Origin of the sequence: Ruminococcus sp. NATIVEDY160 (assembly GCF_045819885.1) — a bacterium.
Classification (GTDB): Bacteria; Bacillota; Clostridia; order Oscillospirales; family Acutalibacteraceae; genus Ruminococcoides.
In genome coordinates, this window is the sequence record NZ_CP162391.1 from 303,258 (window position 1) to 326,931 (window position 23,674).

The 23,674-nt window shown below is 55.5% G+C and carries 18 protein-coding genes and 1 pseudogene; 7 read left to right on the plus strand and 12 right to left on the minus strand.

The window, feature by feature from the left end; all coding sequences use genetic code 11:
* Positions 1–71 precede the first annotated feature (71 nt).
* Positions 72–1,526: a uracil-xanthine permease family protein gene (locus AB1I49_RS01490; RefSeq protein WP_201428505.1), complete on the plus strand. Its 1,455-nt coding sequence runs from the start codon at positions 72–74 to the stop codon at positions 1,524–1,526.
* A gap of 135 nt (positions 1,527–1,661) precedes the next feature.
* Here AB1I49_RS01490 and AB1I49_RS01495 read toward each other — a convergent pair whose 3' ends face one another.
* The 8 genes from AB1I49_RS01495 to AB1I49_RS01530 all read right to left on the minus strand — a co-directional run bounded on the left by AB1I49_RS01495 (position 1,662) and on the right by AB1I49_RS01530 (position 9,646).
* Positions 1,662–3,866 (minus strand): FAD-dependent oxidoreductase, encoded by a 2,205-nt coding sequence (locus tag AB1I49_RS01495; RefSeq protein ID WP_407721216.1) that lies wholly within the window; start codon positions 3,864–3,866, stop codon positions 1,662–1,664.
* A gap of 14 nt (positions 3,867–3,880) precedes the next feature.
* Positions 3,881–5,626: an NADH-ubiquinone oxidoreductase-F iron-sulfur binding region domain-containing protein gene (locus AB1I49_RS01500; protein WP_201428507.1), complete on the minus strand. Its 1,746-nt coding sequence runs from the start codon at positions 5,624–5,626 to the stop codon at positions 3,881–3,883.
* Positions 5,623–6,105: an NADH-quinone oxidoreductase subunit NuoE gene (nuoE, locus tag AB1I49_RS01505; protein WP_316609397.1), complete on the minus strand. Its 483-nt coding sequence runs from the start codon at positions 6,103–6,105 to the stop codon at positions 5,623–5,625. Before nuoE ends, AB1I49_RS01500 begins: the two co-directional genes overlap by 4 nt.
* A 178-nt stretch (positions 6,106–6,283) precedes the next feature.
* Positions 6,284–7,195 (minus strand): NAD-dependent epimerase/dehydratase family protein, encoded by a 912-nt coding sequence (locus tag AB1I49_RS01510; protein ID WP_407721217.1) that lies wholly within the window; start codon positions 7,193–7,195, stop codon positions 6,284–6,286.
* A gap of 54 nt (positions 7,196–7,249) precedes the next feature.
* Positions 7,250–7,543, minus strand: a complete 294-nt coding sequence (locus AB1I49_RS01515; protein ID WP_316609395.1) for a DUF1292 domain-containing protein — start codon at positions 7,541–7,543, stop codon at positions 7,250–7,252.
* A gap of 99 nt (positions 7,544–7,642) precedes the next feature.
* Positions 7,643–8,059, minus strand: a complete 417-nt coding sequence (locus tag AB1I49_RS01520; protein ID WP_316609394.1) for a TFIIB-type zinc ribbon-containing protein — start codon at positions 8,057–8,059, stop codon at positions 7,643–7,645.
* Between the two features lie 9 nt (positions 8,060–8,068).
* Positions 8,069–8,923: an NAD(P)H-hydrate epimerase gene (locus AB1I49_RS01525; protein WP_407721218.1), complete on the minus strand. Its 855-nt coding sequence runs from the start codon at positions 8,921–8,923 to the stop codon at positions 8,069–8,071.
* A gap of 18 nt (positions 8,924–8,941) precedes the next feature.
* Positions 8,942–9,646: a hypothetical protein gene (locus AB1I49_RS01530; RefSeq protein ID WP_316611641.1), complete on the minus strand. Its 705-nt coding sequence runs from the start codon at positions 9,644–9,646 to the stop codon at positions 8,942–8,944.
* Between the two features lie 485 nt (positions 9,647–10,131).
* Here AB1I49_RS01530 and rpoB point away from each other — a divergent pair, with 485 nt between their 5' ends.
* The 3 genes and pseudogenes from rpoB to AB1I49_RS01545 all read left to right on the plus strand — a co-directional run.
* On the plus strand, positions 10,132–13,854 hold the full coding sequence (gene rpoB / locus AB1I49_RS01535; RefSeq protein WP_316609391.1) for a DNA-directed RNA polymerase subunit beta: 3,723 nt from the start codon (positions 10,132–10,134) through the stop codon (positions 13,852–13,854).
* 16 nt (positions 13,855–13,870) lie between these two features.
* Positions 13,871–17,431, plus strand: a complete 3,561-nt coding sequence (rpoC, locus tag AB1I49_RS01540) for a DNA-directed RNA polymerase subunit beta' (protein WP_407721219.1) — start codon at positions 13,871–13,873, stop codon at positions 17,429–17,431.
* Positions 17,432–17,761: 330 nt separating this feature from the next.
* Positions 17,762–18,118 (plus strand): annotated as a pseudogene (locus AB1I49_RS01545) (RNase III inhibitor); the annotation flags it as partial.
* A gap of 38 nt (positions 18,119–18,156) precedes the next feature.
* On the opposite strand, the gene AB1I49_RS01550 reads toward AB1I49_RS01545, so the two are convergent.
* From AB1I49_RS01550 to AB1I49_RS01560, 3 genes are read right to left on the minus strand one after another with little or no spacing between them, the layout of a single operon-like run.
* Complete coding sequence (locus AB1I49_RS01550) at positions 18,157–18,750, minus strand: metallophosphoesterase family protein (RefSeq protein ID WP_316611698.1); 594 nt, start codon at positions 18,748–18,750, stop codon at positions 18,157–18,159.
* Complete coding sequence (locus AB1I49_RS01555) at positions 18,747–20,732, minus strand: BMP family ABC transporter substrate-binding protein (protein ID WP_407721220.1); 1,986 nt, start codon at positions 20,730–20,732, stop codon at positions 18,747–18,749. Before AB1I49_RS01555 ends, AB1I49_RS01550 begins: the two co-directional genes overlap by 4 nt.
* Positions 20,733–20,757: 25 nt before the next feature.
* A complete protein-coding gene (locus tag AB1I49_RS01560; protein ID WP_407721221.1) occupies positions 20,758–21,546 on the minus strand; it encodes an alpha/beta fold hydrolase in 789 nt (262 codons plus the stop codon).
* A gap of 141 nt (positions 21,547–21,687) precedes the next feature.
* On the opposite strand from AB1I49_RS01560, the gene AB1I49_RS01565 reads away from it, so the two are divergent.
* From AB1I49_RS01565 to AB1I49_RS01575, 3 genes are all read left to right on the plus strand, one after another.
* Positions 21,688–22,464: an MBL fold metallo-hydrolase gene (locus AB1I49_RS01565; RefSeq protein WP_407721222.1), complete on the plus strand. Its 777-nt coding sequence runs from the start codon at positions 21,688–21,690 to the stop codon at positions 22,462–22,464.
* Complete coding sequence (locus AB1I49_RS01570) at positions 22,461–22,883, plus strand: nucleoside 2-deoxyribosyltransferase (RefSeq protein ID WP_407721223.1); 423 nt, start codon at positions 22,461–22,463, stop codon at positions 22,881–22,883. The genes AB1I49_RS01565 and AB1I49_RS01570 overlap by 4 nt, the downstream gene beginning before the upstream one ends.
* A gap of 105 nt (positions 22,884–22,988) precedes the next feature.
* Positions 22,989–23,237, plus strand: coding sequence for a hypothetical protein (locus AB1I49_RS01575; RefSeq protein WP_316611694.1), 249 nt, complete (start codon positions 22,989–22,991; stop codon positions 23,235–23,237).
* Positions 23,238–23,269: 32 nt separating this feature from the next.
* On the opposite strand, the gene AB1I49_RS01580 is transcribed toward AB1I49_RS01575, so the two are convergent.
* A complete protein-coding gene (locus tag AB1I49_RS01580) occupies positions 23,270–23,644 on the minus strand; it encodes a YegP family protein (RefSeq protein ID WP_316609907.1) in 375 nt (124 codons plus the stop codon).
* Between the last annotated feature and the right edge of the window lie 30 nt (positions 23,645–23,674).

Genomic DNA, 23,674 nt, shown 5'->3' on the forward strand with positions numbered 1-23,674 from the left:
ATTCAATGATTAAATAGGCAGTCTTGCTTTTGCAGGGCTGCCTTATTTACGGTAAAGGGGTTTTTAGAAAAATGGACAAACAAGCTATTTATGACGCCCGTAAACTCGGAAAGCCTAAAATGGTCGTACTCGGCATTCAGCATATGTTCGCCATGTTCGGCGCGACGATCCTTGTGCCGATGATTACAGGTCTTGACGTTTTAACAACCCTTCTCATGGCTGGTCTCGGCACCCTGCTCTTCCACTTCATCACAAAGTTCAAGGTTCCCGCGTTCCTCGGTTCGTCCTTCGCGTTCCTCGGCGGTTACGCCGCGGTAAAGGCGCTCGCTCCCGAAGGCGCAGACCCGAACACGATGCTGCCCTACGCATGTCTGGGCGTAGCCTGCGCGGGACTTGTTTACTTCATTCTCGCGGGCATTATCCGCGCAATCGGCGTACATAGAGTAATGAAGTTCTTCCCGCCCGTAGTAACAGGCCCGATCATTATCGCTATCGGTCTGGGTCTGGCACCCTCGGCGGTCTCGAACTGCACCACCAACTGGTTCCTCGCGATCGTAGCCCTCGCGGTCATCATCGTGTTCAACATCTGGGGCAAGGGAATGCTCAAGATAGTTCCGATCATTCTCGGACTTCTGATTTCCTACGCCGTCGGTCTGGTGCTCTACTTCATATCTCAGGCGAATCCCGATCTCATTCAGACAATGCCGTGGCTCTTCTCGGGCGGTTCGGTTCTCGACGATGCAGGCAACGTCACCTCGTATCTCCCGATTTTCGACTTTTCGGGCGTTCAGACTGTTGTTAATAACATCGCGAACGGCCAGATCTTCGGCGAGCAGGGTCTTATCGGTATTCCCGTTATCTGGAACAAGACCACCTTCGGCGGTATCGACTGGTCTAACGGCGCCGTTATCGCGTCCTCGATCATCGCTATCGTGCCGATTTCACTCGCGACAATGATGGAGCACATCGGCGACATCAGCGCGATCGGCTCAACCGTCGGCAGGAATTACATTCAGGATCCCGGTCTGCACCGCACCCTCATCGGCGACGGTCTCGCGACAACTCTCGCTTCGCTCTTCGGCGGCCCTGCAAACACAACCTACGGCGAGAACACCGGCGTGCTCGCGCTGACAAAGGTCTATGACCCGAGAGTAATCCGCATCGCGGCGATTTTCGCCTGCACCATCTCGTTCTTCCCGATCGTCGCGGCGCTCATCGGCTCGATCCCGAGCTGCATCATCGGCGGTATCTCCTTCGTGCTCTACGGAATGATTTCCGCTATCGGCGTGCGCAACGTTGTCGAGAACAAGGTCGACTTCACAAAGAGCCGCAACCTTATCGTAGCGGCGGTTATCCTCGTATGTGCTCTCGGTCTCGGTGCAAACACCGTCAGCTTCCCGATCGGCAGCGCTCAGATCACACTTTCACCTCTTGCGGTTGCTTCAATCGCGGGTATCGCGCTCAACGCGATCTTCCCCGGCAAGGACTTCAAGTTCATCACCAACGGCAAGGGCGAGAGAAAGTAAACTGTATAAAGCAAAACGGCAGGATTTCTCCTGCCGTTTTTTTTCGGGTGCGGGTGTCCCGCCCTTAATTTTCAATTTTTCATTTTCAATTAAAAAATCCGCCCTATCCTGAGATAAGGCGGAATTTTTTATAATTTATTTTACAACCTTCGCCATGAGCTCGTCACGGGTAAGACCGCTGTTGCGCGAGATCTCGTCGTTGGGAATAACTCTGAGTACCTTGCCGTTATAGCGCGATACCTTGACCGAAGCCTGCTTGCCGTCGATGTCGACAAACTCCTCGGTGTACTCCTCGTCGAGCGGAACCTGCTTGTCGAGAGCGAACTTCTCTGTGAGCGAGCCTGTGGGACAGAGCTGAACGCACAGACCGCAGTTGTTGCAGTTCGTCCGGTCAAGCGGCAGCGAGAACGCGGGGGATACGTCGGTGGTAAAGCCGCGTCCGAGCAGTCCGATAGAGGAGAGGTTCATGACCTCGCGGCAGGAACGCACGCACAGACCGCAGAGAATACACTTCGCTGTGTTTCTCTCGATGAAGGCATTCTCGTCGTGGGTGTACTTCTGGGGCATAACGCCCTTGAAGCGCTCGGGCATGATGTCGTAGCGCTGAGCGACCTTGAGCAGCTTGCACTTGAAGTACTCGCGGCAGCCGCACTCCAGGCAGCGCTTTGCTTCTTCCTGAGCTTGCTCCTCGGTGAAGCCGAGCGAAACCTCGTCGAAGTTCTTGTTTCTCACCTCGGGAGCGAGCACCTTCGGGTTGAGTCTGCTCTTCTGCTCGCGGTCGGAGTAGTCGATAGTGCTCTCGTCGCGCTTGCTGATGTAGGGAACGCGTGTGTCGAGCGCCTGACCGTTGAGGAACGCGTCAACTGCTCTTGCGCAGCGGTCAGCCTCGCCGATAGCCTCGATAGCGATGGACGCGCCTCTGTTTGTGGCGTCGCCGATAGCGAATACGCCTTCGATGTCTGTGGTGAAGAAGTCGGGGTCAGCCTCGATGCTGCCGCGGTTGTTGAGAGTAAGCTCCGAAACGTCCTCGGCGACGAGCTTCTGGCCGATAGCGAGGATAACGCTGTCGAGCTCGATTTCCTCGGTCTTGCCCTCGATCGGAACAGGCTTGCGTCTGCCCGAAGCGTCAGGCTCGCCGAGCTCCATAAGCTGGAGGGTAACTGACTTGAGCTTGCCGTTCTCGCCGTTGAAGGAGAGCGGGTTGGTGAGGAACTTGTAGGTTACGCCCTCTTCCTCAGCCTCGTCAATCTCGAGCTTGTCGGCAGGCATCTCGTTGCGTGTTCTTCTGTAGATAACGTAAACCTCTTTCGCGCCGAGACGGACAGCGGTACGGCAGGCGTCCATAGCGGTGTTGCCGCCGCCGCAGATAGCTACCTTCTCGCCGATCTCGGGAGCGTTGCCCTTGATAACGGCTCTGAGGAAGTCGATACCGCCGTATACGCCCTCAAGATCCTCGCCGGGAGTGCGCATAGAGCTTGACTTCCAAGCGCCGACTGCAACGATGACCGCGTCGTTCTGCTCCTTGAGTGATTTGATGGTGAAGTCACGGCCGAGCTTTACGTTGTTGACGAGCTTGACACCCGCCTTCTCGATGATGGCGATCTCCTTGTCGAGAACCTCCTTGGGAAGTCTGTACTGGGGAATGCCGTAGCGGAGCATACCGCCCATCTTGTCCATCATGTCATAAACGGTTACGCTGTGACCCATGATGGTGAGGTAGTAAGCCGCTGTAAGACCCGCGGGGCCGCCGCCGATTACCGCAACGGTCTTGCCTGAGGCGGGCTTGCACTCGGGTACATAGCTGTCGGACTTGAGGTCCATGTCAGCAGCGAACGCCTTGAGCTGAGCTATGTTGATAGGCTCCTCGACGTTCTTTCTTCTGCACGCCTTCTCGCAGGGGTGCGGACAAACGCGTCCGATGGATGCCGGAAGCGGGATTTTATTCTTGATGAGCTTGATAGCCGCGTCGTATTCACCGTTTGCGATCAGACCGACATAGCCCTGACAGTCAGTCTTAGCAGGGCAGTTGAGCTGGCAGGGAGCAACGCAGTCGCCGTCGTGGGCGGACATGAGCAGCTCCATGGCGATCTTTCTGGACTGGACAACGCGCTCGCTTTCTGTGTTGACGACCATGCCCTCGCTTACCTTAGCGGAGCAGGAACGGAGAAGCTTCGGGATTCCCTGAGCCTCAACGACGCACAGACCGCACGCGCCGTAAACCTCGACAGCCTCGTCATAGCAGAGGGTCGGAATGTAGATATCCGCAAGACGGGCAGCTTCCAGAATGGTTGAGCCCTCGGGAGCCTGAACCGCCTTGCCGTTAATTGTTAAATTTACCATGTTCATACCCCTCCTTATTCCTTAACGATTGCGCCGAAACGGCAGGAGCTGTAGCACTTGCCGCACTTGATGCACTTTTCGGTGTTAATAACATGGGGATTCTTGACTGTGCCCGAAATAGCGTTTACGGGGCAGTTTCTCGCGCAGAGCGTACAGCCCTTGCACTTGTCGGCGATGATCCTGTATTCGATCAGGTCGCTGCACTCGCCCGCGGGACACTTCTTGTCCTTGATGTGGGCTTCGTACTCGTCCCTGAAGTATTTGATAGTTGTGAGAACGGGGTTGGGAGCAGTCTGACCGAGACCGCAGAGCGCGCCGTCCTTGATGGAGTAGCACAGCTCCTCGAGCAGCTCGATGTCGCCTTCCTTGCCCTCGCCCTTGGTGATTCTCTCGAGCATCTCGAGCATGCGCTTTGTGCCGATACGGCAGTGAATGCACTTTCCGCAGCTCTCCTTGGCTGTGAAGTCGAGGAAGAACTTAGCCATGCCGACCATGCAGGTGCTCTCGTCCATGACGACCATACCGCCGGAGCCCATGATAGCGCCTGTCGCACCGAGAGCCTTGTAGTCGATAACGGTGTCGATGAGGTCTGACGGGATACAGCCGCCGGAAGGACCGCCCATCTGGACAGCCTTGAAGGGCTTGTCGGTCTTCATGCCGCCGCCGATGTCGAAGATAACGTCGCGCAGCGTCTTGCCCATCGGGATCTCAACAAGACCAGAGCGCTTTACCTTACCTGTAACGGCGAATACCTTGGTGCCCTTTGAGCCCTCGGTACCCATAGCCGCGAACGCCTCGCCGCCGTTGTTGATGATCCACGCTACGTTAGCGAAGGTCTCGACGTTGTTGATATTTGAAGGCTTTCTCCAGAAGCCCGACTGTGCCGGGAACGGAGGCTTGAGTCTGGGCATACCTCTGTGCCCCTCGAGGCTCTCGATAAGAGCGGTCTCCTCACCGCATACGAACGCGCCCGCGCCCGCCTTGATGGTGAAGTCACATGAGAAGCCGGTGCCGAAGATGTTCTCGCCGATGATGCCCTTGTCCTTAGCCTGAGCGATAGCGTTCTTGAGGCGCTTGATCGCGAGAGGATACTCGGCGCGGACGTATACTACAGCGTGCTTCGCGCCGATAGCGTAAGCGCCGATGAGCATGCCCTCGATGAGGTTGTGGGGGTCGGACTCGATTACCGCTCTGTCCATGAACGCGCCGGGATCGCCCTCGTCGGCGTTACAGATGAGGTATTTCTCGTCGCCCGCGCTCTGACGTGCGGCGTTCCACTTGAACCATGTCGGGAAACCTGCGCCGCCTCTGCCCGCGAGACCCGAGGTCTTGATGATCTCGATGACTTCTTCGGGGCTGAGCTCGCAGAGAGCCTTTTTCAGAGCGGTATAACCGCCCGCGTTTGTGTAGGCGTCGATCTGCTCGGGGTTGATAACGCCGCAATTGCGCAGCGCGATTCGTGTCTGCTTGGAGAGGAATTCGCTGTCCTCCTCGGTAACAACGAGGTTTTCGACAGCCTTTACGTCGCCGCTCTCAACGAAGGAAGCGATAGCGGCAGCGTCGTTTTCGCTGACCTTTACGAGCCTTGTGAGGTTGTTGTCATCGTCGTAGATGTCAACGATGGGCTCGAGGTAGCACATGCCGATACAGCCCGTGATGGACACGTCGGCGGGATTTACGTTGGCGGCTAAAAGCGCCTTTCTTACCTTTTCGGCGCCCGCGGCGATACCGCAGGAGCCCTGTCCGATTACGATTCTCACTGCTGTGCCGCCTCCCTTAACTCCTTGAGGATTTTCTTTGTTTTGTCGGGTGTGAGGCTGCCGTATGTATCCTCGTTGATCATCATAACGGGGGAGAGTGAGCAGCAGCCCAGACAAGCTACGCACTTGAGCGAGAACAGGCCGTCCTCAGTGGTCTGGCCGTCCTCGATGCCGAGCTCGTCCTTGATTGTCTGCAGAATCAGCTCGGAGGAGTTGACATGGCAGGCGGTGCCCTGACAGAGCATGATCAGATACTTGCCGACGGGCTCGAATCTGAACTGTGTGTAGAAGGTACCTACGCCCATGATCTCGGAGGTGGCGATGCCTGTTTTCTCCGAAATCAGCTCAATAGCCTCGCGGGGCAGATAGCCGTAAATATCCTGTGTGTTTTGCAAAATGGTAATCAGGCTGCCCTTGACGGAAGCGTACTCGGCGAGAACGCCGTCGAGAAGGGACAGATCAACTGTTTTTTTATCCATTTACAAACCTCCATTCCCAAATTTCATAATTACTCCTATTATACAGTATTTATGCGCTGATTGCAAGAATTAGTTTGCCTAATTTTGTTTCCAGCCCATGCGACTTAATAGTAAAATTGTCAGGTTTTGTCATGTATATTTATTAGCCGGCAGCGGCAGGCCTGCGTTTTCCGTCAACTTACTTTTCGTCCGCTGAAAATTCTCTGTCGATAAAGCCGAGATAATCCCTGTGGTACATCTCGGGCTTTTCCTCAACATACCAGTCAAATTCCTCTTTGATACCCTCGTCGAGCGGCGTAAGCTCGGGCATAAGCGCCTGCTGCTTCGTGACGTCGAGGTAGTAGTGGTAGGGGTGGAAGGGGAAGTAGTCGCGGACGGTGAAGTTGTCGTCGACGCGCACGAGCACGGGCTCCCTGTCCGCCGCTTTGTAACACAGCTCAGCCCACTCCTTGACCGAGGTCATCTCGGGGTTGCCGACGTTGAAAACGCGGTTCCCGGGGTGCTCTGTCAGTAGGATATCCATAAAGCGGCAGAGGTCGCGGACGTTGAAAAACTGCAGCCAGCGGTCAGCTTCGGGGATATAGAAGCGCCTGTCCGAAAGCGCGCAGTCAAAGACGAACGGAGCTCTGTATATGGTTTCGTACTTGCCGTAGAGGTATGGCGGGCGGAGGATATACGCCCCGGGCACGCGCTCGCGCAGAGCGTTCTCGGCGGCGATCTTGTTTGTGCCGTAGTCGCCCCAGACAGAGTTCGCGCCGAGCTCCTGTTCCTCAGTGAAGGGCTGAGGGTTCGTCTCGGGGTATACAGCGCTCGAGCTGATGAGAATGAAGTCGTCGAACTCTCCGAGGGCGTCGAGCAGAGCGTTCACGTGGCCGCCCGAGTAGGCGCAGATGTCGAGCACCGCGTCGAAGTGAATGTCTTTCAGCTCGTCGGTGAGGTTGAAGCGGTCAGCTTGAATGAGCTTGACGCCGTCGACCTGTTCGCGGCTTCCGCGGTTGAGCACATAGACCTCGTCGCCGTTTTTGACGAAATACTCCGCCGTGAAGCGGCTGACAAAGTTGGTTCCGCCCGTAACAAGAATTTTTCTCATAAATACCTCCAATATGTTAAAATAAAACAGCGGCGCAGAAGCGTCGCTGTCAGTTTACTCAAATTTAATGTCGCCTTCGTATTTTTTCTTAAAAATATCGAACAGCTTGTCCAAAAGTTCCTCGTCCTCAATGCTGAGGTACTCCTCGGTTTCGTCGTCGATCGGGTTGATTTTGAGGATAACGACCTCGTCGGCGTCCTCGTTGTTTTCAATCAGAACGATGTACTCCTCGCCCTCATATTCAACGATGTCGAGAAACTCGAACTCCATTTCATTGCCTTCCTCGTCCTCGAGGGTAATCAGCGGAGCTTCGTTCTCCATCTCTTCCATCAGGATCTCGTCAGCCATATGTTCCTTCCTTTCCAAAGGCTCAGCCTTCTTTTAGTAATATCAGTATATCACAGAAATGTCAAAAGTCAAGTGTTTTTGAGGCAGGCACCGCCGTGGTCATATCTTCTTCTCAAACTCGCTTCTGCATTTCGGGCAGCGGACGTTGTGTCTGCCCTTGATATTTTTCACGCGCAGCTGCGCCTTGCAGACGGGGCATTTGAGGTAGCGGTAGTCCTTGCGGTCGCGAATGCGCTTGTATGTTAATTGTACCCAATTTTTGACGGGTTCATACACCTTCTGAAATCTGCGGTTCTCGGCGGAGCGCATTGTGACGTTGCGCGAGAGCATGCGGAAGATAAACAGCGCGACGAGCAGAAGCTGAACCACCATTATAATATAGTGAGCCAGACGGTTGAAAACAAAGATGTTGACCGTCCAGATAACGAACGACAGCACGAGGATAAAGCCGTTCAGTGAGTCCATGCCGTACCTGCCCTGCATGAACATCATGAACTTCTCGAAAAAGTTACGCATAGCAGCTCCTTAATTATGAATATAGTCCGCCGCGAAGTAGACGTAGTTGAGGTCGCCGACTACGGCGGTGTGTTCGGTCTTTACTACGATGGTTTTGCGCTGAGCTTTTGTCATTTCGAGGACAAAGCCGCCCGCGTCGAGCGTTTCGGGAGTCGCGCCCGTCTTTTCGAGGAACTCCTCCATGGTGTAGACCTCGGAGTTGTAGCCCTCAAAGAGGTGAAGCTGCTCGAAGTCGATCAGGCGGTAGGGGTCGTCGATCAGCTCGATGCCGATGTCGACGTTCACCAGCTTATCTATATAATACGGCGCGTCGCCGAGGAACATTCCGGTTTTGTACGCACCGATCGAAACCGTCAGGTCGGAGTTCACGGCAATCTGGGCAACTCCCGTGTCGCTGTTGATTCCGCTGTTGATGTCGGCGGAGATAACAAAGGCGCTGCAGGCGTTTATCGCTTCGATCGCGAGCCTGATGTCGTCCCTTACCTCGCCCTTGAAGCCGGTGCCGAGAATGCAGTCGACGACGATGTCATAGCCCTCAAAGGGCGCGGGAATATTGATATTTCCTTCCTCGCAGCCCATACCCATAGCGGTGCGGTAGTAGTATAGTCCGTCGGTCGAGAACTTGTCGCTCAGGCGGAAAACGGTCGGTGTGATGCCGTTTTGCAGCAGGATACACGCGAGGGCATATCCGTCGCCGCCGTTGTTGCCCGAGCCGCAGACTATCGCGACCCTGCCGACGAATTTAACTGAGTTATATATTCCCTGCGCGGCTCGGCGCATGAGCTCCGCTGAGGAAACGCGCTTAGCGATTGTTTCGGCGTCGCTGCGGCGCATATTGTCAACTGTTACTACGGGAGGAAGCATGAAATTCTCCTTTACAAATTAATCCTGAGCCGCCTCATAAGCGACCCTTGCGCTGTCAACGTCGGGCGTGCAGTACAGCTCGATAAGCTTTACGTGCAAAAACAAATCGTCAAACAGCGTCAGCAGCTTGACCATGTTTTCCTTATTATCAGGCAAAAGCGTCGCCTCCATGAGCTGGCGTATCTGCTTTGCGGGTGTGGTGATCCCGGCTATGTTTTCCTCTCCGCGCTTGAGCACGTAGACCGCCTTTATCGGCGAAACCATGTTGCAGCCGATGTCCGACTTGCCCATCCACGGCGTCGAGCATACGTAGTATTTATCGTGGATCTTGCGGATAAGCGGCTTGTCGTCGTTTATCATCGTGACCCTGTCGCCGAAATATCTGCGCCAGTTCGCGGTGTGGGTTGACTTTCCCGTGCCGCTCAGAGCGGTGAAGAGGTAGCCCTCTCCGTCAAGCTCGAGGCTCGAGGAGTGGAAGAAGCAGCCGTTGTAGCCGCTGAGCACTTCGCGGCTGATTTTGGTCAGCACGAGCGCGTCCTCGGCGAGATAGGGCAGACAGGGCGTTTTTGATATTTCTATATAAGCCTCGATCTCCTCCCTGCTGACCGACGCGTCAAACTCGTACTCCGCACTGTCGCAGAGGAATGGCTGCAGGCGTTTTTCGGTCTGCTTTGTGACGGGGTCAATAAGGATAGGAAGCTCGGCGATTTTATATACGGGCATAAAATTCTCCTTTGGCGGCGCGCGCCTTTTCTAATGATATATTTTACCCTTTTCACGGCTGTTTGTCAATCGCTCAGACCCCTTGGCGGCTGACAGTTCGGCAGGCGGGGGTAAATTCGTACCTTTCAGGAGAGCAATATTTCCATACACGTCGTCGGGCGTATCTTTTGGGCAAAAAAATAAACTCCGCGAGCAAATTATTCTCACAGAGCATTAACAATTAAAAAAGTGTTAAAATTTTATTGGAAATTCGTCAAAACTACTTGACAACTACCCTTTGGGAGAGTAAAATAGTAAAATGTACCATAATGGGGTTATGTACCGAAAGGCACGGATTTTTTCTGAAAAAAACCTTTTAACAAGGGGATATTATCACAAAAAATCCATTCTGTCAAGTGACTTTTCGTATCTTTTTTCGGGCGGTCATTTCAGTGATTTCAAGGCCCCGTTGTGACGAGAAAAAAAGAAGGAGTGTGGATACGCATATGGTTAATGTCAAACCCGTAAAGCTGGGCAATACCGAGCGCATGAGCTTCGGTAAAATTGATGAAGTAATCGATATGCCGAACCTTATCGAGGTTCAGAAGGCTTCCTACAAGTGGTTCCTTGAGGAAGGTCTCAAGGAGGTATTCAGGGACGTCTCGGGTATCACCGATTACCAGGACAACCTTGTGCTCGACTTTATTGACTATAAGCTCGATGTCGACCATCCCAACTACAGTGTCATCGAATGTAAGGTGCGTGACGCGACGTTCTCCGCCGCGCTCAGAGTTACCGCGCGTCTGCTCAATAAATCGACAGGCGAAATCAAAGAAAGCAACGTATTCATGGGTGACTTCCCGCTGATGACTCCCAGCGGCACCTTCGTGATCAACGGCGCGGAGCGCGTCATCGTATCACAGCTCGTCCGTTCGCCGGGCGTGTACTACAAGATGGATCACGACAAAACAGGTAAGAAGCTCTATTCGACCACCGTTATCCCTAACCGCGGCGCGTGGCTCGAGTACGAGACCGACATCAACGACGTATTTTATGTCCGCATAGACAAGAACAGAAAGCTGCCCGTCACCTCCTTTATCAGAGCGCTCGGCCTCGGCACCGACGCTGAGATCCTCGACTACTTCGGCGACGACGAGAGGATCAAGGCGACCATCGAGAAGGATCAGGCTCACAACACAGAAGAGGGTCTTATCGAGGTCTACAAGAAGCTGCGTCCGTCGGAGCCTCCCACGGTCGAGAGCGCCCAGACACATGTCAACAATCTGTTTTTCGACGAGAACCGCTACGATATGTCGCGCGTCGGCAGATATAAATACAACAAGAAGCTCGGCATCGCCAACCGCCTCGAGGGCAATGTCCTCGCGGAGCCGCTCGCTAATCCCCGCACAGGCGAGGTGCTCGCTCTCAGAGATGAGAAGCTCAGCAAGGCGAAGGCTCTCGAGATCGAGAACGCGGGCGTTACCGTCGCTTATGTAAAGAACGCCGAGGGCGAGACCGTCAAGGTCATCTCCAACGGCATGGTAGATATCGGCTGCTACGTTGACTTCGACGCTGAGGAGGAGTGCGGCGTAAAGGAAAACGTCCGTTTCGACGTTCTCTGCGAGATACTCGACGCTGCTCAGAACGAGGACGAACTCAAGAGCATGCTCCGCGAGCGCGTAAATGAACTCGTGCCCAACTACATCACCGTTGAGGACATCTTCGCGACCATCAACTACCTCAACTGCGTTGCCCACGGCGTCGGCAACACCGACGACATCGATAACCTCGGCAACCGCCGTATCCGCTGCGTAGGCGAGCTGCTTCAGAACCAGTTCCGCATCGGCTTCTCAAGACTCGAGAGAGTTGTCCGCGAGAGAATGACAACCCAGTCACAGGACATGGAGAATCTCTCACCCAACTCACTTATCAATATCCGTCCCGTAACCGCGGCAATCAAGGAATTCTTCGGATCCTCGCCGCTGTCACAGTTCATGGACCAGACAAACCCGCTCGCCGAGCTGACCCACAAGCGCCGTCTTTCGGCACTCGGCCCCGGCGGTCTCTCGCGAGACAGAGCGAGCTTCGAGGTTCGTGACGTTCACTACACCCACTACGGCCGCATGTGTCCTATCGAGACCCCTGAAGGACCCAACATCGGTCTGATCTCCTACCTCGCGTCCTTTGCGAAGATCAACAAGTACGGCTTTGTCGAGGCTCCCTTCCGCAAGATCGACAAGGAAACCGGCATTGTCACCGAAGAGGTCGTCTACATGACCGCGGACGTTGAGGATAACTACTACGTAGCGCAGGCGAACGAGCCGCTCGACGAGAACGGCAGATTCGTACATTCCAAGGTCGTAGGCCGTTACCGCGACGAATTCGTCGAGCTTCCCGCGGCGCGCTTTGACTACATGGACGTTTCTCCTAAGATGGTTGTATCCGTCGCTACGGCTATGATCCCCTTCCTTGAAAACGACGACGCGAACCGTGCTCTGATGGGCGCGAACATGCAGCGTCAGGCTGTTCCGCTTCTCCGCTCGGAGGCTCCTATCGTCGGCACCGGCATGGAGTACAAGGCAGGCACCGACTCGGGCGTCTGCATTCTCGCTGAGGGCGACGGTATCGTCATGAGCGTCGACGCGAGAAATATCCGCGTTCAGTACGACGACGGCAATGTCAAGGATTACGAAGTTATCAAGTTCCTCCGCTCCAACCAGGGCACCTGCTTCAACCAGCGCCCGATCGTTGAGAGAGGACAGAGAGTAAAGGCAGGCGACGTGCTTGCCGACGGTCCCGCCACCGAAAACGGCGAAATCGCCCTCGGCAAGAACGCCCTCATCGGCTTCATGACCTGGGAAGGCTACAACTACGAGGACGCGGTTCTCCTCAACGAGAAGATCGTCCGCGACGACGTTTACACCTCTATCCACATTGAGGAGTACGACACCGAGGCGCGCGACACAAAGCTCGGACCCGAGGAGATCACACGCGATATCCCCAACGTCGGCGACGACGTGCTCAAGTACCTCGACGAGAACGGTATTATCCAGATCGGCTCAGAGGTAAAGGCTGGCGATATCCTCGTAGGTAAGGTAACTCCCAAGGGCGAAACAGAGCTCACCGCCGAGGAAAGACTGCTCCGCGCAATCTTCGGCGAAAAGGCGAGAGAGGTCAGAGATACCTCCCTCCGCGTACCCCACGGCGAACAGGGTACTGTTGTCGACGTAAAGGTATTCACCCGTTCCGACAGCCGCAACGAGCTGCAGCCCGGCGTAAAAGAGGTAGTAAGAGTTTACCTCGCGCTCAAGCGCAAGATCAGCGTCGGCGACAAGATGGCGGGTCGCCACGGAAACAAGGGCGTCGTTTCGCGTATTCTCCCCGTTGAGGATATGCCCTTCCTGCCCGACGGTACTCCGCTCGACATCGTACTCAACCCCCTCGGCGTACCTTCCCGTATGAACATCGGTCAGGTTCTCGAGGTTCACCTCGGCTACGCCGCAAAGGCGCTCGGCTGGAAGATTATGACTCCCGTATTCGACGGCGCTCACGAAGGCGATATCTTCGAGGCGCTCAAGGACGCGGGCTACAGTGAGGACGGCAAGACCACCCTCATCGACGGCAGAACGGGCGAGCCATTCGATAACCCCGTAACCGTCGGATACATGTACTACCTCAAGCTCCATCACCTCGTTGACGAAAAGATCCACGCGCGTTCAACAGGTCCCTACTCCCTCGTTACCCAGCAGCCTCTCGGCGGTAAGGCGCAGTTCGGCGGACAGCGCTTCGGTGAGATGGAAGTTTGGGCGCTCGAGGCTTACGGCGCGGCTTACACCCTGCAGGAGATCCTCACGGTCAAGTCGGACGACGTTGTCGGACGTGTCAAGACCTACGAGGCTATCGTCAAGGGTCAGAATATCCCCGCTCCGGGAATCCCCGAGTCCTTCCGCGTACTCATCAAGGAGCTTCAGTCGCTGTCGCTCGACGTAAGAGTGCTCGACGAGCAGGGTGAGGAAATCGACATCAAGCAGAAGTTCGAGGAGGACGAGGACATCGCCGACGCGGCGGGTACCGAGTTCGACGAGGACAGCGTTATGACCTCCATGGACGGCTACACCCTCGACGAGGGCGGAGAAGAAGGCAACATGTTTGACGATTCTCTTGCCGACGAGGAGTCTGACGACGACGGCTACTTTGACTTCGACGACTTCGGCACAGACGAGCTTTAATAGGGAGGCAGAATAAATGATAGACAACAACGTTTTTGATTCAATTAAAATCGGACTTGCTTCCCCTGATCAAATCAGAGAGTGGTCATACGGCGAGGTAACCAAGCCCGAAACCATCAACTACCGCACACTCAAGCCCGAGAGAGAGGGTCTGTTCTGCGAGAGGATCTTCGGCCCGACAAAGGACTGGGAGTGCCACTGCGGTAAGTACAAGAGAATCCGCTTCAAGGGTAAGATCTGCGACCGCTGCGGCGTTGAGGTCACCCGTTCCAAGGTAAGACGCGAGCGCATGGGTCACATCGAGCTTGCCGCGCCCGTATCTCACATCTGGTATTTCAAGGGCACACCCTCGCGTATCGCCCTTATGCTTGACATTTCCCCGAAGGTGCTCGAGAACGTGCTCTACTTCTCGCAGTACATCGTAACGGATCCCGGCGACTGCCGCGACCTCGCCAAGTATCAGGTGCTCTCCGAGAGCGAGTACAACGATATGCGCGAGAAATACGAGGACGACTTCGAGGCCGGAATGGGCGCTGAGTCCATTCAGAAGCTCCTCGCCGAGATCGACCTCGAAAAGCTCTCGGCTGAGCTCCACGAGGAGCTCGAGGGCGTGACGGGACAGAAGAGAGTCCGCATTCTCAAAAGACTCGACGTAGTGGAGAGCTTCCGCATTTCGGGCAACCGTCCCGAGTGGATGATCCTCGACGTAGTTCCGGTAATTCCGCCCGATATCCGCCCGATGGTACAGCTCGACGGCGGCCGCTTCGCGACCTCCGACCTCAACGACCTCTACCGTCGTGTTATCAACAGAAACAACCGTCTTAAGAAGCTCCTCGAGCTCAACGCTCCCGAGATCATTATCCGCAACGAGAAGCGCATGCTCCAGGAGTCCGTAGACGCACTTATCGACAACGGCAGACGCGGCAGACCCGTAACGGGCCCGAACAACCGCGCGCTCAAGTCGCTCTCCGATATGCTCAAGGGTAAGCAGGGACGCTTCCGTCAGAACCTTCTCGGTAAGCGTGTCGACTACTCGGGTCGTTCGGTTATCGTCGTAGGCCCTGAGCTGAAGATCTATCAGTGCGGCCTGCCCAAGGAGATGGCTCTCGAGCTGTTCAAGCCCTTCGTAATGAAGCGCCTCGTTGAGACAAAGGCAGAGCAGAACATCAAGTCCGCGCGCAAGGCGGTCGAGAGAGCCAAGGAGAACGTCTGGGACGCTCTCGAGGTCGTAATCAAGGGTCACCCCGTAATGCTCAACCGTGCGCCAACCCTTCACCGTCTGGGTATCCAGGCGTTCGAGCCGGTGCTCGTAGAGGGCAGAGCCATCAAGCTCCATCCGCTGGTATGTACCGCGTTCAACGCTGACTTCGACGGCGACCAGATGGCGGTTCACGTACCGCTTTCCGCAGAGGCTCAGGCTGAGGCGCGCTTCCTCATGCTCGCGGCAGGCAACCTGCTCAAGCCCTCCGACGGTCAGCCCGTAGCGGTTCCGACTCAGGATATGATCCTCGGTTCCTACTACCTCACCCTCGACAAGGACGGCGAGCGCGGCGAAGGCAAGGTATTCCGCAACGTCGACGAGGTCATGATGGCGTACCAGACAGGCGTCATCGAGCTTCACTCCAAAATCAAGGTTCGCCGCGAGCTTGAGATCGACGGCGAGATCAGGACCGGCATCGTGGATACCACGATCGGCAAGATTATTTTCAACAATCCCATTCCGCAGGATCTGGGCTTTGTAGACAGAAGCAATCCCGAGAACCTGTTCAAATTTGAGGTCGATTTCTTGGTCGGCAAGAGCGGACTCAAGAAGATCATCGACGCATGCATCAAGAAGCACGGCACCGCACGCACAAGCATGCTCCTCGACGACATCAAGGCGCAGGGCTACAAGTACTCCACCAAGGGCGCTATCACCGTTGCGGTATGCGACGCGGTTATCCCGCCCGAGAAGAAGGAAATCATCGCCGCCGCCGAGAAGGAAGTCGACGAGATCCGCGAGGAATACATGCTCGGTCTGCGTTCCGATGAGGAGCGTTACGAGGAGATCCTCAAGATCTGGAACCAGGCTACCGAGGACGTAACCAACAAGCTGCAGGGCAACCTCGACCGCTACAACCCCATCTTCATGATGGCGGATTCAGGTGCGCGTGGTAGTATGAGCCAGATCCGTCAGCTCGCCGGTATGCGCGGACTTATCGCGAATACCTCCGGTAAGACGATCGAAATTCCTATCCGAGCCAACTACCGTGAAGGCCTTAACATTCTCGAATACTTCATCTCCTCGCGTGGTGCGCGTAAGGGTCTTGCCGATACCGCGCTCCGTACCGCCGACTCGGGTTACCTGACCCGCCGTCTTGTCGACGTATCGCAGGAGGTTATTATCCGCGACGAGGACTGCGGCACCACCGAAGGCGTCGAGATCTTCGACATCGTCGCGAGCGGCTCCAACGTCATCGAGCCTCTCCGTGAGCGTCTGCTCGGCAGATACCTGCTCGACGACTTCTGCGATTCCAACGGCAACGTACTCGTTTCCAAGGACGTAATGATGGGCGACAGCGAGGCTGACATCATCGTTGAGTCCGGCGTCAAGAGCATCAAGATCCGTTCCGTACTGTCCTGCCGCGCAAAGCACGGCGCATGCCGCAAGTGCTACGGCGCGAACCTCGCGAACCGCATGCCCGTAACAGTCGGTGAGGCTGTAGGTATCATCGCGGCCCAGTCCATCGGCGAGCCCGGTACACAGCTTACCATGCGTACCTTCCATACAGGCGGCGTCGCGGGCGGCGAGGATATCACACAGGGTCTTCCGCGTGTTGAGGAGCTCTTTGAGGCGAGACGTCCCAAGAGCCTCGCGATCATCAGTGAGATCGACGGTGAGGTGCGTTTCGAGGAGATCAAGAACGCGCGTCACGCCGTTATCTACAACAAGGAAACAGGCGACGAGAGAACCTATCTGATTCCCTTCGGCTTCCGCGTAAAGGTCATGGAGGGCGACCAGATCCGCAAGGGTGACAAGATCACCGACGGTGCTGTCAACCCCCACGACATTCTCGACATTCTCGGCCCCGAGGCTGTTATGAACTACCTCATTTCCGAGGTACAGATGACATACCGCCTGCAGGGTGTTGAGATCAACGACAAGCACATCGAGGTCATCGTACGTCAGATGATGCGCAAGGTCAGAGTCGACGACGCGGGCGACACGGGATTCCTCTCGGGTCAGACCTACGACAAGAACGACGTGCTCTACGAGAACGAGCAGATCAAGAAGCGCGTTGCGGCAGGCGAGGAAGGCCTCAGAGAGGCTACCTTCACCCAGCTGCTCCTCGGTATCACCAAGGCGGCGCTCGCAACCGACAGCTTCATGTCCGCGGCTTCCTTCCAGGAGACCACCCGTGTACTCACCGAGGCTGCCATCAAGGGTAAGGCGGATCCGCTCGTAGGCCTCAAGGAGAACGTAATCATTGGTAAGCTCATTCCCGCGGGAACAGGCATGCCGCGTTACTCCAAGGTTCAGCTCGAGAACACTGCCGAAGCGGCAGACGAGTCCTTTGACGAGACAAACGTAATCTAAATCATAACGCCCGCGGATTTCCGCGGGCGTTTTTGCAATAAAGGTGATCATATGTTCCCGAAATTCCGCCGTCAGCGAATCCCGAGGCTTGAGCCCGCGACGCTGACAGAGCTAAAGCAGTACATCGACAGCCGTCTTAATCTTCCCGAAGAAGCGGCAGCCGCCGACGAACCCGCGGACTTCTCTCCGCAGCCGTCGCAGCGGTTTGAAAGTGAGAGAACAAGCGCGCCCAAGGCGGGCGGATCACATGCCCTGAATTCCGCGCAGATGCCGGGTGCGGCGTCAATCAGCCTGAGCGACGCGCAGATGCCGGGCGCGGCGTCAATCAGCCTGAGCGACGCTCTCAGCGGAATGGACGAGAGTTTTTCCGAGATGGTTCTGCGCAAGATCGACGAGCGCGGAATGACCGACGCACAGTGCTACAAGAAGGCTGAGATCGACCGCAAGCTGTTCTCGAAGCTGCGCGGAAACCGCCTCTACAAGCCGAGCCGCCAGACGGCTGTAGCGCTTGCTGTGGCGCTTGAGCTGAGTCTTGAGGAAACGAAGAAGCTGCTCATGAAGGCAGGCTTCGCGCTCTCGCACAGCAGCAAGTTTGACATAATAATCGAATACTTCATCAGCCGCGGCAACTACAACCGCTTTGAGATCAACGAGGCGCTGTACGAGTTCGACCAACAGCTGATATAATTAAAGGCTCCGCGTTTGCGGAGCCTTTGTTGTATGTATTATAAATCGATATCAAATATGCAGTAGTCGGACGCGTTGATCACGAGGGTGCCGTCATGCTCGGACTTCTGCTGAATCCTCGCGCCGTAGTTGCGGTGAATGTGACCGTGCATGAACAGCTTTGGCCTGTACTTCTCGAGCAGCTTGTTGAAGCAGTCAAAGCCGCGGTGGGTGATGGTGTCAAAGTCGTTCAGGTGCCGCGCGGGACAGTGGGTGACGAGTACGTCAAAGCCCTTGTGGAAGTGGATTTTAGGCCAGAGCCTGAAAATCCGCCTTTTCATCTCGCGCTCGGTGTACATGTACTGACCGTCTCTGTAGCGGAACGAGCCGCCCAGTCCGACAAAGCGGATACCCTTGTACTCGTAGAACTTGTCGTCGATACAGACGCAGCCCTCGGGCTCGCGCTTGAAGTGGTCGTCGTGGTTTCCGTGTATGTAGAGCAGAGGGACGTTCATCATCGTCACCAGAAACTCCAGATATTCCTCTCTGAGGTCTCCGCAGCCGATGATGAGCTCAACGCCCTCGACCTTATCGGGTGAGAAAAAGTCGTACAGCGACTTTGACTCTATGTCGGAAACGGCAAGAATCCTCATGACTCAACCGCCTCCGTTTCCTGAGCCTCACCGCCTTGTGCAGCTTCCCGGGTGTCGTCGGCGGCTTCCTGAGCGGGTTCAACGCCCGCGATGTCAACGGTTGCCTTGCCCATCTCGTTGAGGTCGCCGTACTGCGGGATCGTGCCGATCACGTTCTCGACGAGGTAGTCCATGCTGATGATCTGGTCGAGAGCGAGCGATTTCTGACCCGCGCCGATAATCTCGCCGTTCTGCTTTGTCAGCGGAGTGAGGAAGGGGGTGCAGACGTTCTGAATGATTCCGTCGCGCAGGAAATCCGCGAAGCGTTTGGAGGCGCGCTCCATTTTGGGCGCGTAAACAACGTCGACAACTCCTGCGGACATACCCCAGTAGTAGTTTAGCGCCTTGTTGCTCTCCTGATACTCCTCTTGCATGGTCTTGTTGAGGAAGCGGCGGAGGATCTGCTCGTAGTAAACGCCCCATTTCCAGACGGGGTTGGCGATAAGCTCCGAGCGTTCGCCGTTGATGTAGGACAGACCGTAGATTTCGCGGTCGTCCTCGCGGAAGCGCGCGGTGTCCTGTGATGAGATATAGTGAATGCCCTGCTCGACGAGCTTCATAGCCGCGGCTCTTGCGCCGTCGACAGCCGACCACTCGAGGTATACCTTAGCGCGCGGGTTTGCCATCTGAGCGCCGAGGGCAAAGGCGTTGATCGCGGCGATCTGACCGTAGATCGGGTAGTCGCAGACGTAGCCCAGCTTGTCGCTCTTCGTGAGCGAGCCCGCTATCGCACCGAGAATGAACTTCGCCTCGTACATTCTGGTGTAATAGGACGAGATGTAGCGGTGCGACTTGTTGAGCGAGCAGTTCATGATGCTGATTTCGGGGTGCTCAACCGCAGCACGGAGGCTCGCCTGAGCCAGTCTCGGGGAGGTGGTGAAGATCAGCTCAGCGCCGTCCTCGATCGCCAGCTCAATGACCTTGAGCGCGTCGTTTTCCATTGCGTTGTAGTAGGGAGTGGTGACGATCTTATCCTCAAAGATGCGCTCGACGTACTTTCTGCCCTTCTCATGGTCGTGTATCCAGCCAGAGCGCTCGGGAGTGCCGTCGTGAATGAAGGCGACGCTGAGCACGGAGGGAGTGGTCGCGGCGGAGATCATCTTTGAGATAACGCCCTTTTTCTTCTCCTCGGCAGGCTCGGTCTTGACCTCAATCGGCTCCTCCTCGGCGTGAAGTTCGACCTCCTGCCACATCTTGCTCAGGTTCTTCTTGATGTCGGCGGGGTCTGACGCCTTGAGCTCGTGGTAGCCGTAAACCATGATGTAGCTGAGCATCGCGTCGCCGACGGTGGACTGCAGCTTCTCGCCGCCGTTCTGGATATATGCCTTCTTGAAGTAGTAGTAGGTGCCGGTGAAGCGGCTGATCTCGTCCTCAGTCCAATCCTCGCCGACTGCTTTGCCGAGAGCCTTCTGCAGCAGGGCGTAGCTGCCCTTCTTGGTGAACTCGAGGAAGTTGATCTTTGTCAGCTTGTAGAAGTCGAGGAACTCGTTGTACAGATCGACCTCGTCGCCGCTGCCTGTGGGCATGATGCGGATAACGTGGCCGACGATGTTGACCGCGTCAAAGAACTTGAGCACGCTGACGCGCTTGTTGCCCTCCTCGACATAGAAGCGGTTCATGTATTCATAAGCCTTGATCGGATCGCGGATACCCTCGGTCACGTGAGCCTGACACAGATGCTCCCACTTGTCGGCGAACTCTGTCGTTTCGTCGAGAACGGGCATGAAGTTAGGCGCGAAGGCGTTGACCCTGCCGCGGGTTTTTGTGCCGACGATAAGCTCGGCGGGAATCTGAACCAGTCCGAGATCGATGCCAGTGTTTATCATAGCCGAGGACACAAAATCCTCGAGTACGGGCAGACACGGCGATTGTCCCTTAAACGTGCGTGCCCGCGCTTCCTTCTGACCGAGCTTCAGCGCGTCCTTGTAGTAAAATTCGTTCATAACTCAATCACCTCTCATTAGTCAATCAGTGTTTGTATAAAAAATTAAGTATTCTGTCCTTGTAATCGGGAGCCTCGTCAAAAACACAGTGGCCGTAGCTGTCGGGGTAGAGGTACAGCTCACACCCGAGCCTGTCTGCGATTTCGCGCGACGCGTCAGCCGTGACGACCTTGTCGCCCTCAACGCCCAGAACGAGCGTCGGGCATTTGATTTTATCCAGCTCGCTGTACGCGTCGAAGTCCGAGATAGCCCTCGCCTGAACCGAGAACCTCCGCAGCTCCTCGTCGGTCAGACCGTCGTTCATGTGAGCGAGCAGGTCGCCGTATTTTTCGATCGTCGCGTCGCAGTAAAGCAGCTTGAGAAAGCTCTCCGTAAGCGCTGCAAGGTCGCCGCTGTCGGCAGCCGCAGACCACTTTTCCGAGACCTCGAGCAGTCTTTTGTTCACCCTCGGCGCGGTCGAACCGAGCACCAGACTCCGCACCAGCTCGGGCGAATCTATCGCGATGAACTGCGCCGTCATTCCTCCGAGCGAGGCTCCGAAGATATCGGCGTTTCTCAGACCGAGCGCTCTCATTGCCGCCGCTGTGTCATGCGCCATCTCGCGGACTGTGTAAGTCGGCGGAAGGTTCCTGCGGCGGTCAAAGACGTATACCGTAAAGTCGTCGCAGAAGCGTTTGTATGCCGCAGAAATCATCATGCGCGAGAACAGTATGCTCCTGGTACCCAGCCCCGGGAGAATCACGAACGTCCTCTCACCGCTGCCGAAGGAGAAGTATTCCAGCTCTCCGCCGTCAAATCTAACCAGCTCTTCCATATTATGCCCCTTGTTCTGAAAGATTACACACCTATTATAGCCTATCCCGCGCGAAAGTAAAAGCGTTTTTGAAAGTTTTTCCCGTATCTTGTCAAAATTACTCCTTTGTGATACAATCGGATTATTCAAGGAGTGATTTTTATGAAAATTACCGCACTGACCGAGAACACGAGCGCCTTCGGACTGCCCGTCGAGCACGGACTGAGCCTTTTTATCGAGGTGAACGGACGCGCCCTGCTTTTTGATACGGGTCAGACCGCTCTGTTCGCGGACAACGCATCGCGCCTGAACATCGACCTCAGGGACGTTGACATATGCGTCCTCTCTCACGGACACTACGACCACGGCGGCGGTCTTGAACGATTTCTGGAGATAAACAGCAAGGCTCCCGTATTTCTGAGCCGCTACGCCTTTGAGCCGCACTTCAACGGCGAGAGATACATCGGGCTCGACACTTCTCTCATGGACAGCGACAGACTTGTTTTCACCGACGGCGTTACAAAAATCGCTGATGATATGACCTTGTATTCCTGCAACGAGCGCGAAAAGAAGCTCGACCTCGGCTCCTTCGGACTTAACGCAGAACACAGCGGCAGGCTGATTCCCGACGACTTCCGCCACGAGCACTACCTTCTGATTGAGGAGAACGGCAGGCGCGTGCTTATCAGCGGCTGCTCGCACAAGGGAATAATAAATATCGTTGACTGGTTCAAGCCCGACGTGCTCGTCGGCGGCTTTCACTTCAACAAGCTGCAGCCCGGCGCAAGGCTCAAAGCATTGGGTCAGACCCTCGCGTCCTATGATACCGACTACTACACCTGCCACTGCACGGGCGTTGAGCAGTATGAATATATGAAGCGGTTTATGCCGAGGCTCAGTTACCTCTCGGCAGGCGGCAGGATCGAGGTGGCGGTATGAAAATCTATCTCGCATCTCCGTTTTTCAACGAAGAAGAGCTTGCCGATGTTACCCGCGCCGAGAAGATACTTATGGGGCGCGGATTTGAGGTGTTCAGCCCTAGACTCCACGAGGTTCGCACGGATAAGAATGCCGAGCCTGAGCGCTGGTCGCGCGAGACCTTTGAGATGGACAGGGAGAACATCGACCTTTGCGACTGCGTTGTGATGCTCTACCGCGGAGCCTACAGCGACAGCGGTACCGCCTGGGAGTGCGGCTACGCCTACGGAACCGGCAAGCCTGTGGTTGTGGTGCAGCTCGGAGATGACTCGAATCTGATGGTGCACGAGGGCAGCCGCGCGAGTATTTCGCCGGACGACCTCGCAGACTACGATTTTGAGCGACTGCCGAGGGTGAGGTACAGCGGAAAGATGCTGTAAAAGTTACAATTTTCAACCTGTTTTCTTTGTTTTGTCATATTTCTGTCACATTTGGGCGTTATGGTATAGATATGAAAAGATAGCGTTTTGAAGGAAGGTGACCGTATGGCGGTTAAGGCGTTGAAGATTGCCGGTTTTATTGCGGCGTCGATTGTGTTTTTCAACCTCTACGTCCTGTTTGACAAGACGTTCATAACTCATACGGCTTTTACCTTTGAGTTTGTGAAGAACATTCTCCAGCCCGCGATCCTCTCCGCGTGTCTGGCGGTGGTGTTCAGCTTTATGAAAAAGCCCAAGTCATCAGACGAAAAACAGGTATATGAAAAGATGGAAAAAGGGGACTGTCAGCGGTGACAGCCCCCTCGTCTTTTTAAATTATAGATTGCTTACGCTTCGAGTTTAACGACATTCGCGTCGGGAGCGTTCTTCTTAATGCTCTCGATGCCGTTGAGGGCGGAAGCCTTCTTCTTGTAGCCCTCGGAAGTGGCGATGATCTCGCCGTTCTTCGCCTTGAGACGGAAGCGGATCTCGCCAGCCTTGTCGGTGTACATCTCGTACTTCGGGTGTTTCTTGACCTCGAAGTTCTCAACGGTCTGATCCTCAACCTCGGCGGTGCAGTTGTTTCTTACGCTCTCAATGCCCGCGTTGCAGGATTTCTCTGACTTGTAAATCTGAGAGGAAGCGATGATCTCGCCGTTGCCTGCCTTCAGATCAAACTTGAAGCCTCCGTTGGCGGTAGTCTTGACTACGAATTTGCCCATGATGAATCCTCCTTATAATTTAATGTTAAT

What these genes read in the sequence shown, in the direction of transcription:
- AB1I49_RS01495 (WP_407721216.1), bottom strand. Translation starts at nt 3,866, where the DNA reads ATGGTAAATTTAACAATTAACGGCAAGGCGGTTCAGGCTCCCGAGGGC.
- rpoC (WP_407721219.1), top strand. Translation starts at nt 13,871, where the DNA reads ATGATAGACAACAACGTTTTTGATTCAATTAAAATCGGACTTGCTTCC.
- AB1I49_RS01490 (WP_201428505.1), top strand. Translation starts at nt 72, where the DNA reads ATGGACAAACAAGCTATTTATGACGCCCGTAAACTCGGAAAGCCTAAA.
- AB1I49_RS01555 (WP_407721220.1), bottom strand. Translation starts at nt 20,732, where the DNA reads ATGAACGAATTTTACTACAAGGACGCGCTGAAGCTCGGTCAGAAGGAA.
- AB1I49_RS01530 (WP_316611641.1), bottom strand. Translation starts at nt 9,646, where the DNA reads ATGCCCGTATATAAAATCGCCGAGCTTCCTATCCTTATTGACCCCGTC.
- AB1I49_RS01525 (WP_407721218.1), bottom strand. Translation starts at nt 8,923, where the DNA reads ATGCTTCCTCCCGTAGTAACAGTTGACAATATGCGCCGCAGCGACGCC.
- AB1I49_RS01565 (WP_407721222.1), top strand. Translation starts at nt 21,688, where the DNA reads ATGAAAATTACCGCACTGACCGAGAACACGAGCGCCTTCGGACTGCCC.
- AB1I49_RS01575 (WP_316611694.1), top strand. Translation starts at nt 22,989, where the DNA reads ATGGCGGTTAAGGCGTTGAAGATTGCCGGTTTTATTGCGGCGTCGATT.
- AB1I49_RS01580 (WP_316609907.1), bottom strand. Translation starts at nt 23,644, where the DNA reads ATGGGCAAATTCGTAGTCAAGACTACCGCCAACGGAGGCTTCAAGTTT.
- AB1I49_RS01510 (WP_407721217.1), bottom strand. Translation starts at nt 7,195, where the DNA reads ATGAGAAAAATTCTTGTTACGGGCGGAACCAACTTTGTCAGCCGCTTC.
- rpoB (WP_316609391.1), top strand. Translation starts at nt 10,132, where the DNA reads ATGGTTAATGTCAAACCCGTAAAGCTGGGCAATACCGAGCGCATGAGC.
- nuoE (WP_316609397.1), bottom strand. Translation starts at nt 6,105, where the DNA reads ATGGATAAAAAAACAGTTGATCTGTCCCTTCTCGACGGCGTTCTCGCC.
- AB1I49_RS01515 (WP_316609395.1), bottom strand. Translation starts at nt 7,543, where the DNA reads ATGGCTGACGAGATCCTGATGGAAGAGATGGAGAACGAAGCTCCGCTG.
- AB1I49_RS01570 (WP_407721223.1), top strand. Translation starts at nt 22,461, where the DNA reads ATGAAAATCTATCTCGCATCTCCGTTTTTCAACGAAGAAGAGCTTGCC.
- AB1I49_RS01520 (WP_316609394.1), bottom strand. Translation starts at nt 8,059, where the DNA reads ATGCGTAACTTTTTCGAGAAGTTCATGATGTTCATGCAGGGCAGGTAC.
- AB1I49_RS01550 (WP_316611698.1), bottom strand. Translation starts at nt 18,750, where the DNA reads ATGAGGATTCTTGCCGTTTCCGACATAGAGTCAAAGTCGCTGTACGAC.
- AB1I49_RS01560 (WP_407721221.1), bottom strand. Translation starts at nt 21,546, where the DNA reads ATGGAAGAGCTGGTTAGATTTGACGGCGGAGAGCTGGAATACTTCTCC.